The sequence below is a fragment of the Streptomyces sp. NBC_00490 genome, from assembly GCF_036013645.1.
Classification (GTDB): domain Bacteria; phylum Actinomycetota; class Actinomycetes; order Streptomycetales; family Streptomycetaceae; genus Streptomyces; species Streptomyces canus_F.
In genome coordinates this window covers 668,172-684,450 of the sequence record NZ_CP107869.1, presented here as the reverse complement: position 1 = coordinate 684,450, position 16,279 = coordinate 668,172, and the positions used below count along the sequence as shown (strand labels likewise).

The window sequence follows — 16,279 nt, the reverse complement described above, 5'->3', positions numbered from 1 at the left end:
GGCCCCTGGCCGCCGACGGCAGTCTGCTGCAAAACACGGCTTGGAGGCTCACAGTGACAGCAGGACCGGCCCCCGAGAGGGCCTTGGACGGCGTCGAAACCCGCACCGCATCCTTTGCCCAGCGCCGACTGTGGTTCATGGACCAGCTCGCCGGCTCCTCCAGCGGGTCGATGCTCCCGCTGGTCCTGAGGCTGAGCGGTTCCCTGGACGTGGACCGGCTGCACCGGTCGCTGTCGGCGATCGTGGACCGGCATGAGGTGCTGCGCTCGAGGTTCACCGCCGTCGACGGTGAACCCGTTCAGGTGGTCCACGCCTCGGCCGGCATCGTCCTGGAACGCGCCGAGGTGAGTGGTCCGGACGAGCTGTACCGCCGGTACCTCGGGCGGCCCGTCGACCTGGCCGCGCAGCACCCGGTCCGGGCCGTCCTCGCACGCGTCGCGGCGGACGAACACCTGCTGTTGGTCGAGGTGCACCACATCGCCGTGGACGGCTGGTCCTGGGGCGTGCTGCTGGAGGAACTCGCCGCCGGGTACCGCGGTGAGGCCGTCGCCGCGCCCGCCGTCTCCTACAGCGACCTGGCGCGCGCCCAGGTGGAGCGTCTGCGTGGCCCGCGGCTGGAGCGCCTGCTCGCGCACTGGCGGGAGCGTCTGTCCGGACTCGCTCCGCTGGACCTGCCGACGGACCGGCCCCGGCCTCGTACCTGGGACGGCGCGGGTGACGTCGTCCGCTTCGATCTGCCCGCCGACGTGGTCGCCGCTGTCGACTCCTACGCCCGTTCCCGCCGTGCCACCCGGTACATGTTCCTGCTCACCGCCTACCAGGTGCTTCTCGGGCACTGGGCGGGTCGCGAGGACGTCGCGGTGTGCAGCACCCTGGCCGAGCGGTCCCGGCCCGGTGCCGCAGGACTCATCGGTCCGCTGGTCAACACCGTCGTACTGCGGTCCGACCTCGGTGGCGCGCCGGGGTTCGCCGGCCTGCTGGACCGGGTGCGCAGCCGTGTCCCGGTCGATCTCGCGCACGCCGAGGCACCGTTCGACCTCGTCGTCGGCGCCCTCGGCGGCTCCCGCGACCTGTCCCGGCACCCGCTCGCGCAGGCGTCGTTCACCCTTCTCAACGCGCCGATCCAGCCGGTGCGGATGCCCGACCTGGATGTCTCTCTGGTCGAACCGCCGCTGTCCGAGACCCCGTTGGACGTCTTCCTCGACCTCACCCTGCGTGCGGACGGCAGCATCGCCGCACTCCTGCAGTACGCCACCGCCCTGTTCGACGCCGCCACCATGCGCGTCTTCGCCCAGGCGTACGTGGCCCTGATCCGGGCTGTGCTGGCCGCCCCCGACACGCCGGTACGGGAGCTGGTCCGCGCCCTTCCCGCGCGTCCGGGTGCGCTCGCCCGGCCTCGCCCCGACTGGCACGGTGCCCCCGACCGTCCCGCCGGTCCGGCGCCCGGCCTCGCCTTCTCCGGCGATCCCGCGGCGGTCGCGCTGCGGTGCGGTGGAGAGAGCGCCACGTATAAGGAACTCGAGGCGATGACCGGCGGGCTGGCGGCCGCGCTGCGTACCGCGGGTGTCGAGCCGGGTGACGCGGTGGGGGTGTTGCTGCGCCGGGGCCTGTGGTCGGTCGCGGCCATCGAGGGCATCTGGCGGGCGGGCGGCGTCTATGTGCCCCTCGATCCCGAACTCCCCGCCGAGCGTTTGCGGTACATGGCGCAGGAGGCACACCTGGCCTGCGTGATCACCGACCCGGCGACCGCGGCCGACGCCGCCGAGCTCGCCCGGGTCCGCCTCGACACCAGCACCGTCGTCCCGCGCCCGGACGGACCCCGCCACCGGCCGCACCCGAGGGAGCTGGCCCATGTCATCTTCACCTCCGGTTCCACCGGACACCCCAAGGCGGTCGGCGTCGAGCACGCCGCCCTCGCCTCCCACGTGGCCGCCGTCCGCGCCCGCCTCGGCATCACCGCCGCCGACCGCGTCCTGGCCTTCGCCTCGTTCTCCTTCGACGCCTCCCTCGACCAGGTCCTGCCCGCCCTGACCACGGGCGCCCGAGTCGTCATGCGGCCCGACGAGCCGTGGCTGCCCACCCAGGTTCCCGAGATCGTCCAGCGGCACGCCCTGACCGTCGTCAACGTGCCCCCCACCTACTGGGCCGAACTGACACTCTCCCTCGACCGTCGCCTTGCCGCCGCCCTCGGCACCCTGCGCCTGCTGGTCCTGGGCGGTGAGGCCGTCCCGCCCGACACCCTCGCCGCGTGGCGCGCCGCCGTCCCCGGTGTCCGCGTCTGCAACGCCTACGGCCCCACCGAGACCACGGTCACCGCCACCACCTACGACGCCGACGACCCGCCCGCCCACACCGTGCCCATCGGCCGGCCGCTGGGGGAGCGCCGCGTGTACGTCGTCGACGGCGATGACGAGCCCGTCCCGGTCGGCGTCGGAGGTGAACTCCTCATCGGCGGGACAGAGGTGGCGCGCGGCTACCTCGGGCTGCCGGCGCTCACCGCCGACCGCTTCGTGCCCGACCCGTTCGGGCCGCCCGGCGGACGCCTCTACCGCACCGGCGACATCGTGCGCTGGACACCCGGCGGGGATCTGGAGTTCCTCGGCCGCCGTGACGACCAGGTCAAGATCCGCGGCTTCCGCATCGAGCTCGGGGAGGTGGAGACGGTGCTGCGGGCCTGCCCGCTGGTCACGCAGGCCGCCGCCCGTCCCGACCGCGCCACCGGCCGCAGTCTCATCGGCTACGTGGTGCCTGCCGCGGACGCCGAGGCCGTTCCCGACCGGGCCGAGCTGCGTGCCTGGTGCGCGCGCCACCTGCCGCAGCACGCCGTCCCCTCGGATTTCGTCGTCCTGGACGCCCTGCCGGTCGGCGTGTCCGGCAAGCTCGACCGGTCCGCGCTGCCCGACCCCGAGCACACCCGTACCGCGGTCGGCCCCGCTTACGCCGCACCGCGTGACGACACGGAGCGGATCGTCGCGGAGGTGTGGGCCGACGTCCTGGGCCTGGACCGGGTCGGGCTGGACGACAGCTTCTTCGACCTCGGCGGTCACTCCCTGCTCGCCACCATGGCCGTCTCCCGGATCGCCCAGCGCCTGGGGCGCGAGGTCGAGCTGCGCACCGTCTTCGAGCACCCCACTGTTCGCGGCTTCGCCCCCGCGGTGGCCGACGCCCGCGTCTCGGGAGCCACCGACGTGGTGCCCGTCGACCGTGACCGGCCCCTGCCGCTGTCCTTCGCCCAGGAGCGGCTGTGGTTCCTGGACCGCACCTCCGACACGGGCGAGTCCTACCTGCTCTGGTACTGCTGGCGGGTCCGCGGCGGTCTGGACCGCGCCGCCTGGCAGCAGGCCCTGGACGACCTGGTCGCCCGCCACGAGGTGCTGCGCACCGCCCTCATCGAGAGCGAGGGGCGCCCGGTGCAGGAGGTGTGCGCGCCGGTCGGGGTGCCGCTGCACTGGGAGCGGGTGCCCGAGGCCGCCGACAGGCAGGACCGCGTGGAGGAGCTCCTCCCACGCGCCGCGGCCTTCGCCACCCGTCGCTTCGACCTCGCCCGGCCGCCCCTGCTGCGCTCGGGCGTGTGGGAACTGGCCGACGACGACCACGTCGTTCTGATCAGCCTGCACCACGCGGTGACCGACGGCTGGTCCAAGGGCGTCCTGCTGGACGAACTCGCCCAGCACTACCACGCCCGCCTGAGGGGTGAGCGCGCCGCACTGCCGCCGCTGCCCGTGCAGTACGGCGACTTCGCCGTCTGGCAGCGCGACCGGGCCGACAGCGGCGCCATGGAGGCCCAACTGACCTACTGGCAGGACGTCCTCGACGGCGCACCGGTGCTGGACCTGCCCACCGACCGGCCCCGCCCCGCCGCGTTCACCGGCCGGGGCGGCGCCGTCGAGATCGCACTGCCCCATGACCTCGTCGACCGTGTCGACACCCTGGCCCGGGCACACGGGGCCAGCCGCTTCATGGTGCTGCTCGCCGCCGCGCAGGCGGTGCTGGCCCGCTGGACCGGCCAGAGCGACATCACGGTCGGCACGCCCGTCGCGGGGCGCGGCCGGCTCGAACTGGAGCCCCTGGTCGGCTTCTTCGTCAACACGGTCGTCCTGCGCACGGACCTGTCCGGGCGGCCGACGCTCGCCACCCTCGTGGACCGGGTCCGCGACGTGGTCCTGGGCGCCTTCGACCACCAGGAAGTCCCCTTCGAGAAGGTCGTGGAACGACTGCGACCCGAACGCGACCTGTCCCGCAATCCGCTCTTCCAGGTCATGGTCGACGTCCAGGACGCCTCGGCCGGCGGTGGTGCGCTGCCGGGCCTGGAAGCCACCGACCTTGCCCTGCCGTGGAGTTCGGCCAAGTTCGACCTGACCGCGACCTTCGTGATCCGGGACAACGGTTTCGCCCTCAACGTCGAGTACGCGGCCGACCTCTTCGACCCGGCCACCGCCACCCGCTTCGCCGACCACGTCGGCCGCCTCCTGCACACCCTCGTGGACCGCCCGGACGTACGCGTCGACGAAGCGCCCCTGCTGTCGCCGGACGAACGCCGCGGCCTGCTCGCCGCCGCCGGTGGCAGCACCGCCCCGCCGCCGGCCTTCGCGGTGGCGGGGCGGCCGGAGGCGACGGCCGTCGTCGGCGAGGACACCGCCCTCACCTACGCCGAGCTCGACGCCCGCACCGCGGGCATCGCCGCCGCGCTCGTGGCCGCGGGGGCGGCCCCCTCGGACGCGGTCGGCGTGTGCATGGGGCGGGGTGTGGCAGCGGTCGCGGCCATGCTCGCCGTCTGGCGGGCGGGCGGCGTCTACGTCCCGCTCGACCCGCACCTGCCGGCACAACGCCTGCGGCACATGCTCCAGGAGGCGGGCGTGCGGCACGTGGTGTGCGACGCGCGCACCCGGGACACCGTCGACACCCTCGGCGTGCGGTCCGTCAGCGCCGACGACGCACCGCCGCAGGCCGCCGGCCCGCGTCACACTCCCCGTCCCGACGACCTCGCCTACGTCATCTTCACCTCGGGCTCCACTGGCCGGCCCAAGGCCGTCGGGGTGGAACACCAGGCCCTCGACGCCCATGTCGCCGCCGCCCGCGAGCTGTTCGCGCTGACCTGCCGGGACCGGGTGCTCACCTTCGCCTCGACCTCCTTCGACGCCTCCCTGGAACAGATCCTGCCCGCGCTCAGCGTCGGAGCGAGCGTGCTCGTGCGGCCCGACGAGATCTGGGCCCCGGAGGAACTGGCCGACCGGGTCGCCGCGGCCGGGATCACCGTCATGGAAGTGACCCCGTCCTACTGGGCGGAGTTCGTGGCCCGCCTGGACGCGCTGGCCCCTCGCCTGGGAACTCTGCGGATGCTGGTGACCGGGGGAGAGGCGCTGCCCGCCGACCCGCTGGAGCGGTGGTTCGCGCACCTGCCCGGCGTTGCGGTCGTCAACACCTACGGGCCCACCGAAGCGGTCGTCTCGGCCACCGCGCACACCCTGCGGGCTCGCCCGGAGGGCAGGGTGCCCATCGGCCGGGCGCTGGGCAGCCGCCGCACCTACGTCGTCGACTCACGCGGTGAGTTGGCCCCGCACGGCGTCCCGGGCGAACTCCTCGTCGGAGGGCCGGAGTTGGCCCGCGGCTATCTCGGTCGGCCCGCCCTGACGGCAGAGCGGTTCGTGCCCGACCCGCACGGCGCACCCGGCGCCCGCCTCTACCGCACCGGCGACGTCGTGCGCCGACTGCCCAGCGGAGAGCTGGAGTTCCTCGGCCGCAACGACGACCAGGTCAAGATCCGCGGATTCCGTGTCGAGCCCGGCGAGGCCGAGGCGGTCCTGCGCGCTCACCCCGGGGTTCGCGGCGCCGCCGTCCTCGTCCGCACCCTGCACGGCGAGCCCGCACTGGTCGGCTACGTCGCCGGCGACGGCCTCTCCGAGGAGTCCCTGGCCACCCACTGCCGGGCCCACCTGCCCCACTACCTCATCCCGTCGGCGTACGTCCTGCTCGACGCCTTGCCGCTGACCGTCCAGGGCAAGCTGGACGCGGCGGCACTGCCCGAGCCCGAGGTCCGCGAGACGCACACCCTGGTGCCGCCGCGAACCCCGGCCGAGACGGTCGTCGCCCAGATCTGGTGCGAGGTCCTCGACCTGCCCCGGGTCGGCGTCCACGACGACTTCTTCGCGCTGGGCGGCCACTCCCTGCGCGCGGTATCGGTCGCCTCCCGGCTGCGCACCGCCTTCGACTGCCCCTTCCAGGTCAGGGACCTGTTCGAACACCCCACCGTCGAGCGGCTCGCTGCCGAGGTGGAACGCCGCCTGCTGGAGCTGATCTCCCAGATGAGCGACGACGAGATCGACCTGTCCCTGACCGCCGACCTCTGACCTCCGGCCGTCCGCCGGCCGTCCCCGGTACGCGGGTCCCCGGCAGGGGGCCCGCCCGGTGGACGCCACCCGCCGCCTGGGTCCGCAGCCCCCTTTTCGGCGGCCCACGCCCTCAGCCCTGCCACAGACCTTGAGATTCGGAGTGCCCTCATGACCACGTCCGACGTGCGCCCCGGCCCCCTGCCCGCGGGAGGCGGCCTCTCCCCGGCCGCCCGGCGACTGCTGGAACAGCGGCTGCGCGGCCGGTCGACCGTCCGCGACGACGGCCCCGTCCGCGTCCGGCCCCGCCCGGAGCGAACTCCGCTGTCCGCCGCCCAGCAGCGCCTGTACTTCCTGGACCGGCTCGACCCCCAAGCCGCGACCTACCTGCTGCCCGCCGCCTGGCGGCTCCGCGGCCGACTGGACGTGCCGGCCCTGCGCGCCGCCCTCGCCGACCTCGTCGTACGCCACGAACAGCTGCGGGTCGTCTTCCGCGAGCACGAGGGCGTCCCCTACCAGCGCGTCCTGCCGGCCGACGACGCCGTGCTCGACGTCATCGACGCCGCCCCGGCGGGCGAAGACGCGGCCCACCACCTGGACGCCGCCGTCCACGCCGCCGCCCTGCGCCCCTTCGACCTCGCCCGCGAACCCGCCTTCCGGGCGGCGCTGGTGCGCGCCGGCGACGACGACCACGTCCTGGTCCTGGCCATGCATCACATCGTCTCCGACGGTTGGTCCCTCGACATCCTCATGCGCGACCTGGCCGAGCTGTACCGGGCCAGGCGCGAGGGTCGCCGCGCCGAACTGCCCGAACTTCCCCTGGATTACGCCGACTACGCGATCTGGCAGCGCGCCGCCGACCAGGGCCCCGCCCTCGACCACTGGACCTCCCGGCTCGCCGGGCTCACCCCGCTGGACCTGCCCACCGACCACCTTCGCCCCGACGCCCCCTCCAGCCACGGCGCCGTCCACGCCGTCACCCTCCCGGCCCCCCTGACCGACGCCCTCGCCACCCTGGGCCGCACGTTCGGGACGACGCCGTACATGACCGTGCTCGCCGCCTTCCAGGCAGCGCTCGCCTTCCACAGCGGGCAGCACGACATCGCCGTCGGCACCGTCGTCGCCAACCGGGAGCGGGCCGAGACCGAACAGCTCGTCGGGTTCTTCGTCAACACGCTCGTGCTGCGCGGTGACCTCTCGGACGACCCGACCCCGGCCGCACTGCTGCAGCGCACCCGCGACCGGGTCCTGGAGGCGTTCTCGCACCAGTCGCTGCCCTTCGAGAAGGTCGTCGAAGTCCTCAGCCCCGAGCGCGACCTGGCCCGCAACCCGCTCGTACAGGTGCTGTACACGCACACCGAGACCGGCGCGGGCACCCTCACCCTCGGTGAGGCCGACGGCACGCCCTACCGGATCGGGCTCACCACCGCCAAGTTCGACCTCACCCTCGACCTGCGCGACGGCGGCGGCCGCACCGAACTCGCCTTCGTCTACCGGCCCGATCTCTTCGCCGAGGAGTCCGTCGCCGCACTCGCCCGGCACACCGTCGCGTTCCTGGAGGCTTTCCGCGCCGATCCCGACGCGCCGCTGAGCACCGTCGACCCGCTCAGCACGGCCGAACGCGGTCGGCTGCTCGGACCGGACGGCCCCGCCCGCACCACCGAGACCCCCGCCCCCCTGCCGCGCACCGCCGCCGACCGGCTCGCCGGCCACATCGCCCGCACCCCGCAGGCCGTCGCCGTCACCGGCTCGGGACGGAGCCTGACGTACGCCCAACTCGACTCGGAAGCGACGGCGTTGGCCCGCCGCCTGCGTGCCGAGGGCGTCATGAACGGCTCCCTGGTCGGCGTCTGCCTCGACCGCACCCCCGACCTGGCCGTCGCCCTCCTGGCCGTCTGGCGAGCCGGAGCCGCCTACCTGCCCCTGGATCCGACCCACCCCACGGCGCGACGCGAGTTCACCGTCACCGACTCCGGCATCGAACTGATCGTCACGGACTCCGCCACCCACGGCGCCGTAGTGGGACTGCCGGCCCGGCTCCTGGAACTGGACGCGGCCGAGGACGGTGTCCCGGTCCAGGACGCCCCGCCGTCACAGGACGTCGTCCCGGCCCATGAGGACCTCGCCTACGTCATCTACACCTCGGGCTCCACCGGCCGCCCCAAGGGCGTCGAAATCACCCACGGCAACCTGGCCTGGCTGCTCGGCGCCGCCGACCGCCACTTCGACTTCGGTCCCGCCGACGTGTGGACCCTGATGCACTCGCCCGCCTTCGACTTCTCCGTCTGGGAACTGTGGGCACCGCTGGCCACCGGAGGGCGCGTCACGGTCCTCACCGCCGACGAGGTACGCGATCCGGCTGCCGTGCACCGGATCCTGCGCGAGGAGGGCGTCACCGTCCTGAACCAGACCCCGGCCGCCTTCAAGGGCCTGCGCGCCCACCTCCAGGAGGCCGGGACCGACTTCTCGACCCTCTCCCTGCGCACCGTCGTCTTCGGCGGTGACGCCTTCGACGTGCGCGACTACGGCGACTGGTTCACCGCTGCGGGGCCCCGTCCGACGCTGGTGAACATGTACGGGATCACCGAGACCACCGTCCACGTCACGATCCGCACCATCACCGAGGACGACGTCCACGGCAGTGTCCGCTCACCCGTCGGACGCCCGCTCACCGGAGCCCACGGCTACGTCCTGGACGCCTGGAGGCGCCTCGTCCCGCACGGCACCGTCGGCGAACTGTACGTCGCCGGCGGCGGAGTGGCCCGTGGCTATCGCAACCGGCCCGAGCTGAGCGCGGAACGCTTCCTCGAGGACCCCTTCGCCGCCCCCGGCAGCCGCATGTACCGTACCGGTGACCTCGTCCGCGTCCTGCCCGACGGACAGCTCGCCTACGTCGGCCGCGCCGACCACCAGGTCAAGATCCGCGGCTACCGGATCGAGCCGGGCGAGATCGAGACCGCCCTGCGCGCCCTGCCCGGCGTCGCCGACACCGCGGTCGTGGCCCGCCGCGACGACGGTGCCGCCCGCCTCGTCGCCCACGTCGTCACCCCCGAGGGCCGCCCCCTGGACGCCCCCGCCCTGCGCGAACGGCTGCGGCTGACGCTGCCCGAGTACATGGTCCCCGCCCTGTTCGTACGCCACGAGCGACTGCCCCTGACCGCCAACGGCAAGGTGGACCGTGCCGCTCTGACCGCCGTGCGCCCTTCCTCGGCAGGAGGGTCCGCCTACGTCGCCCCGCAGGGAGTGACCGAGCGCGCCCTCGCGGAGGTGTTCGGTGAGGTCCTGAGCGTCGAGCGCGTCAGTCGCACCGACAACTTCTTCGACCTCGGCGGCGACTCCATCCTCGCCCTGCGCCTGGTCGGCGTCGGCCGGCTCGCCGGACTCGGCTTCACCGTCGCCGACGTCTTCCGTGCCCGCACGCTGGCCGATCTCGCGGAACTGGTCACCGACGCCGCCGACACCCCCGAGCCGGTCGCCCCCTTCTCACTGATCGACCCCGCCGACGCGGACCGGCTGCCCGAGGGCCTCGCCGACGCCTACCCGCTCACCATGCTCCAGGCCGGCATGCTGCACGAGATGCTCGCCGATCCCCGGCGCGGCGCCTACCACAACGTCACCGACCTGAAGATCACCGTGCCCGAGGGCTTCGACGCCGCCGCCTTCCAGGCCGCCGTCGACGCCGTCGTCGCCGCGCACCCGATCCTGCGCACCTCCGTCGACCTCGTCACCTACCGCGAACCCCTCCAACTCGTCCACCGGGCCGCCCACCTGCCCGTCGGCTACACCGACCTGCGCCATCTGCCCCGTGAGGAGCAGCGGGAGAGGCTGCGCCGGTTCGTCGACGCCGAGTTCGACCGCCGCTTCGACCTGGCCACCGCTCCCCTCGTCCGGATCCACCTGCACCACATCACCGACCACGACCTGCGCCTGGTCCTCACCGACTGCCACGTCGTCCTCGACGGCTGGAGCCTGACCTCCCTCGTCGCCGATCTGCTGGCACTGCACCGCGAAGCGGTCACCCAGCGCACCGCACCGCGCCCGCCGAGCGTCCCGGCCTTCGCCGAATACGTCGCCCTGGAGCGGGCCGCACTCGACAGCGAGGAGTCCCTGGCCTACTGGCGCGACCGGCTCGCCGCACTGCGCCCGGTCACCCTGCGCCGCCGCACCGACGGGGCCGGCGTGGACGGGCCGCCGGTGCACGAGGTGCGGCGCTCCTACGCCCACCTCGCCGAACGCATCGGCCGCCTCGCCAAGGAGGCGGGCGTACCCCGCCGCACCGTGCTCCTGGCCGCCTTCCACCACACCATGAGCCTGTTCGCCGACCGGGACACCGGCGTCCAGGGACACAGCATCGGCCTGGTCACCAACGGACGCCCCGAGGTGCCCGGCGCCGACCGGATGCGCGGACTGTTCCTCAACACCGTGCCGTTCGGTGTGGAGCGGCCGCGCGGCGACTGGCTGGCCTATCTGCGGGACGTGTTCGGCGCCGAGCAGGAGATGCTCCCGCACCGCCGGGTGCCCCTGGTGCGCATCGCCCAGCTGCGTCCCACCGAACCCAATCTGACCGACACCGTCTTCAACTACGTCAACTTCCACCGCCTGGCGCACGACTCCTGGGACGACTCCCTGGAGATCGCCCGCACCATGTTCCCGCTGCTGGTGAACGCGAGCGTCAACGCCTTCACCCTGGACGCCGACCCGGAGTACGTCGCTCCCGCCACCGCCGAACAGGTCGCCGACGTGTTCGTGGCCCAGCTGGAGGCGATGACCGCCGACCCGCACGCCCGAGTGAGGCGGCCCGCAGCGGGCGGCGCCGCCCGCGCGACCGTCCTGGGGTGGGCCGCGGGCCCGGACGTGCCCTCCTCCCCACTGCTGTTCCACGAGCACGTCGCCGAGCAGGCCGCCCGCACCCCGCACGCGGTCGCCGTCGAACACCGCGGGCAGCCGCTGACCTACGCCGAGCTGCACGAGCAGGCCGAGCAGGTGGGCCGCCGGCTGAGGCTGCTCGGCGTCGGCCCGGAGACCGTGGTCGGCATCTGCGTCGACCGGGGCCCCGACTGGGTGCGCGCCGCCCTCGGCGTGCTGCGCTCCGGCGGTGCCTTCGTTCCGCTGGACCCCCAACACCCCACCGAGCGGCTGGCGTTCATGGCCCAGGACAGCCGCATGCGGGTGCTGCTGACCCAGCGGGCACTGGACGGCGCCGTACCCTTCGACGGCCCCACGATCCACCTGGACGTGCCCGCCGAGCCGGTCGGACCGGTACCCGGCCGCGAACCCGACGCCGACACCCTCGCCTACCTCATCTACACCTCCGGCTCCACCGGCGTCCCCAAGGGCGTCGCCATCGCGCACCGCGGCCTGTCCAACATGCTCGAAGGGCAGCGCGACCTGGTCGACCCCGCCCCCGAGGAGCGGATCCTGCAGTTCGCCTCCTTCGGCTTCGACGCCTCCATCCTGGAACTGACCTGGTCCCTGGCCAACGGCGGCTGCCTGGTCACCGCGCCCAAGGAGGACCTGCGTCCCGGCCCCGACCTGGCCCGCACCCTGCGCGCGGCCCGGATCACCGGCGGCATGCTGCCGCCCAGCGCCCTGGCCGTCCTCGGCGAGGACACCTTCCCCGACCTGCGCGTCCTGCAGGTGGCGGGTGAGGCCTGCCCCGCCGAACTCGCCGACCGCTTCTCGCCCGGCCGGCGCTTCCAGAACGTCTACGGTCTCACCGAGACCACCGTGTGGTCCGTCGCCGCCGACCTCGCCCCCGGCCAGGGCCGGCCGCCGATCGGCACCCCGATCCGCAACACCCGCATCCATGTCCTCGACGACGACCTCCAGCCCGTCCCGGTCGGTGTCCCCGGCGAGATCCACCTCGGCGGACAGGCCGTCGGCCGCGGCTACCTCGGCCGGCCCGCCCTGACCGCCGCCACCTACGTCCCCGACCCCTACGGCGAGCCCGGCGAACGGCTGTGCCGCACCGGCGACCTCGGCGCCTACCGGCCCGACGGAACCGTGGAGTGGCTCGGTCGCCGCGACGCCCAGGTGAAGCTGCGCGGCTTCCGCATCGAACTCGGCGAGATCGAGCACGCGCTCAGGCAACTGCCCGGCATCCGCCAGGCCGTCGTCCTGCACCGCACCGACCTGCCCGGCGGTGAACCCGCCCTGGTCGCCTACCTCGTCACCACCGTGGCCGACGGGTACACCCCCGAGGACCTGCGCGGCGCACTGCGGACCAGTCTGCCCGCGTACATGCTGCCGTCGCGGTTCGTCGTCCTGGACGAGATGCCCGTCAACCGCAGCGGAAAGATCGACAAGCGGGCGCTGCCCCTGCCACCGACCGAACTCGACCAGGACGAGACCGAGTACGTCGCGCCCGCCACCGCGGCGGAACGGATCCTCGCCGAGATCTGGCGCGAGGTGCTGGGCCTGTCCCGCATCGGTGTCCACGACGACTTCTTCCGGATCGGCGGCAGCTCCCTGTCCACCGTCCGCGTGTCGTTGATGGCCGCCGGGCGCGGACTGCCGGTGACGGTGGGCGATCTGATCGAACACCCCACCCTCGCCCGCCTCGCCGCCCACGCCACCCGCGCGGTCGGCGCCGAAGTGCCCCGGACCGTCACCTCTGAGGTGCGGCTGCGCGAGGGCGAGGGCGAACCCCTGTGGTGTGTGCACCCCACCGGGGGCAGCGCCGCCTGGTTCGTACCGCTGGCCCGCGCCCTGCCGCCCGGCCGGCCCGTCCACGCCTTCCAGGCCCGCGGCCTGCTCGGCGGCGTCGACCCCAGCACCGTGACCGGCATCGCCGCCAACTACGCCGCCGAGATCACCGACCGCGGCATGCCGGGCCCGCACGCCCTGCTCGGCTGGTCCATGGGAGCCAACATCGCCCTGGAGATGGCCACCCAGCTCCACCAGAGCGGACACCCGGTCGCCCCGCTCGTCCTCATCGAGCCCTACCTGCCCAACCCCGCCGCCCGCGCCCGCCTCGAAGGCGTCACCCGGGACCTGCGCGAAGCCCTGCGCCTGCGGGACCGGCTGCGCGAACTGCCCGCCTCCGCGCAGCGGGACCGGGCCACCGCCGAACTCACCGCGACCCTCCTGGGCGCCGGCATGAGCCCGGCCGAGGCGGCCCTCGTCGAGGGCGCCCCCATCGAGGTCTGGCACTCTCTGCTCGCCGCGCTGGCCGGCTACGAGGTACGGCCCTATCCCGGCCACATCCACCTGGTGGTCGGCAGCGAGGCCGCCGGCCTGCCCCGCGGCGTCGCGATGCCCGGCCTCGACGTCGACTACGACACCTACGTCGCCCGCTGGCGCGAGACCGCACGGGGCGGGCTGACGCTGCACATCAGCGACGGCGACCACATGTCGATGATGGCCGAGCCCCAGGTCACCGGAATCGCCGGCCTGCTCGCCGCCCTGGAGACGGGAGAGTCCCGATGACCACGCACGCCCCCGCCCGCACCGAGCGCTACCTGCTCGCCCCCGACCTGGTCGCCGACCCCTACGCTCACCTCGACGCCCTGCGCGAGAGCGCGCCGGTCCAGTGGAGCCCGCTGCACCATGCCTGGCTCGTCACCGGCTACGACGAGGTCATGCGCTGCCTGCGGGACCGGGCCGTCTCCGCCGACCGGGTCCGGCCGCTGATGGACGCCGTCCCGCAAGGGGCCCGTGAGGACGCCGAGCGCGCCTTCGGGATCCTGTCGCGCTGGATGGTCTTCAACGACCCGCCCCAGCACCGACGGCTGCGGCAGGTCTTCCAGGAGGCGTTCGCCGCCCGCGCCGTCGCCCGCTACAGCGCCTTCACCCAGAAGGTGACCCGTGCCGTGCTGGCCCGCAAGGCCGTCCCCGGCCGCAGCGGCGACCTCATGGCCGACCTCGCCAAGCCGCTGCCGGCCCTGGTCTTCGCCCGCTGGCTCGGCATCCCGCCCACCGACGGGCCCTCCTTCTGGTACTGGAACACCCGCGTCGCCGACCTCGTGCTCGGCACCGCCCAGGAGGAGAGCGAGTACCGCGCCTCCCTGCAGGCCCTGGTCAGCCTGGAGGACTACCTCGGTGCCCTCGTCGCCCGGCGGCGCGCGGAGCCCGGCGACGACCTGATCAGCCAGGTGCTCGGCGAGGGCCGGGTGGGCGACTCGGTGAGCGAGGAGGAGTTCGTCGGGATGCTCACCCAGATGGCGTTCGCCGGCGGGGAGACCACCAGCAACCTCATCGCCAACACGGTCCTGGCCCTGCACACCCGCCCTGACCAGCTGGCCGCCGTGCGCGCCGAACCGGAGCTGGCCCAGGGCGCGGTGGAGGAGACGCTGCGCCTGGACGGCCCGTCGAAGATGTCGATCCGCACCGCCGCCCAGGACCTCGAACTCGGCGGTCACACGGTCCGCGCCGGCGACCGGATCTTCCTCGTGACCGCCGCCGCCAACCGGGACCCCGCCCGCTTCCCCGACCCGGGCCGCTTCGACGTCACCCGCAGCGGCACGACCCACCTGGGGTTCGGCTTCGGCGCCCACTTCTGCATCGGCGCCGCGCTGGCCCGCCTGGTCGCCGTCTGCGCGGTGCGCACGCTGGTGTGCGAGCGGCCCGGCCTGGCCCTGGCCGACCCGGAGCGGCTCACCTGGCAGCCGTCCCTGCTCAACCGCAGCCTCACCGCCCTGCCCGTCCACTACTGACCGGACCGCACGCGTCCCCTCGAAGAGAGGCACCCCCATGGCCACCACCCTCGCCGCGGACCGCCCGCGGCTGTGGGCGCCCGCCCGGCACCGTTCCTTCCGCCTGCTGTGGACGGGGCAGGCGCTCTCCCTGCTCGGTGACGGATTCAGCGTCGTCGCCTTCTCCTGGATCACCCTGAGCCTGACCGGGTCCACCCTCACCCTCGGCTACGTCCTGGCGTTCCAGGCCGTGCCCCGCGCCCTGCTCACCCTGGTGGGCGGCACCCTCGGCGACACCTGGTCCACCCGCACCCTGATGGTGGCCTCCAGCTGGACCCGCGCCGTGCTGATGGCCACGGTCGGCGCCGCCGGACTCACCGGGCACCTGACCGTGTGGATGCTGTGCGCGGCGGCTGCCGCCTTCGGCGCCGTCGACGCGTTCTTCCAGCCGGCCCGTGTCTCCATCCTGCCGTCGGTGGTCGACAAGGACCTGCTCGCCCCGGCCAACGCACTGCTGGGCGCCGGCGCGCGTACGGCGGCTGTGCTGGGCCCCGCCGTCGGCGGTGTCGTCATCGCCCTGACGCAGGCGCCGGTCGCCTTCCTCGTCGACGCGGTCTGCTTCGCCCTGTGCGGCCTGTGCGTGGCCCGCATCCACACCCGCCCCCGGCCCGACACCCCCCGCACCGGACCGGCCACGACGGGCCCGTCCCTCGGTGCGCGCATCCGGGAAGGCATCACCTTCACCTGGCGCGACCCGCGCCTGCGCACCATCGTCGCCCTCGACACAGCTGTGAACTTCTGTTACGCGGGCCCCTTCACGGTCGGTTTCGCCACCCTCGCCGACCAGGTGCTGCGCGGAGGCTCGGCCACACTCGGCGTCCTCAACGGCGCCCTGGCCGGGGGAGCGGTCCTCGGCACCCTCGCCGGCGGCGCCGTGGGCGGACGGCCCCGCGTCGGCCTGCTGGTGGCCGCCCTCGCAGGATGGCTGGCCGCGGGGATGGCCGTCCTCGGCCTGGCGCAGAGCACCCCGGTCGTGGTCGCGACCGTCGTGGCCATGGGTTTCGCCATCGGCTACCAGGGAGTGTTCGGCCTGAGCTGGATCCAGCGGAACATCCCGCAGGACGTCCTGACCCGCGTCGTCTCCGTCGACATGGTCCTCGGCTACGCCGCCGCGCCGCTGTCGCTGATCCTGTGCGGTCTTCTGGCCGGGACGGGGCACCTGGCCCTGTTCGGTGTCGTAGCCGTGGTCCTCGCCTGCACGGGACTGGCGGTGCTCGGTTCCCGCGCGGTGCGGGAGATGCGCTGACCCGGTCGAGAGGT

General features: G+C 74.0%; 4 protein-coding genes. All 4 read left to right on the top strand.

Annotated features, from left to right (window positions below):
* Window positions 1-53: 53 nt before the first annotated feature.
* Window positions 54-6,347: a non-ribosomal peptide synthetase gene (locus OG381_RS02780; protein ID WP_327714462.1), complete on the top strand. Its 6,294-nt coding sequence runs from the start codon at window positions 54-56 to the stop codon at window positions 6,345-6,347.
* 150 nt (window positions 6,348-6,497) lie between these two features.
* Window positions 6,498-13,754 carry a non-ribosomal peptide synthetase gene (locus OG381_RS02775; RefSeq protein ID WP_327714461.1) on the top strand — a complete coding sequence of 2,419 codons (7,257 nt, stop codon included), beginning with the start codon at window positions 6,498-6,500 and terminating at the stop codon, window positions 13,752-13,754.
* Entirely contained in the window at window positions 13,751-14,980 is a 1,230-nt protein-coding gene (locus OG381_RS02770) for a cytochrome P450 (RefSeq protein WP_327714460.1), read from the top strand. Before OG381_RS02775 ends, OG381_RS02770 begins: the two co-directional genes overlap by 4 nt.
* A gap of 37 nt (window positions 14,981-15,017) precedes the next feature.
* Complete coding sequence (locus OG381_RS02765) at window positions 15,018-16,265, top strand: MFS transporter (RefSeq protein WP_327714459.1); 1,248 nt, start codon at window positions 15,018-15,020, stop codon at window positions 16,263-16,265.
* The last annotated feature ends 14 nt before the right edge of the window (window positions 16,266-16,279 follow it).

Coding starts and splice junctions, on each gene's coding strand:
- OG381_RS02775 (WP_327714461.1), top strand. CDS start 6,498: ATGACCACGTCCGACGTGCGCCCCGGCCCCCTGCCCGCGGGAGGCGGC.
- OG381_RS02770 (WP_327714460.1), top strand. CDS start 13,751: ATGACCACGCACGCCCCCGCCCGCACCGAGCGCTACCTGCTCGCCCCC.
- OG381_RS02765 (WP_327714459.1), top strand. CDS start 15,018: ATGGCCACCACCCTCGCCGCGGACCGCCCGCGGCTGTGGGCGCCCGCC.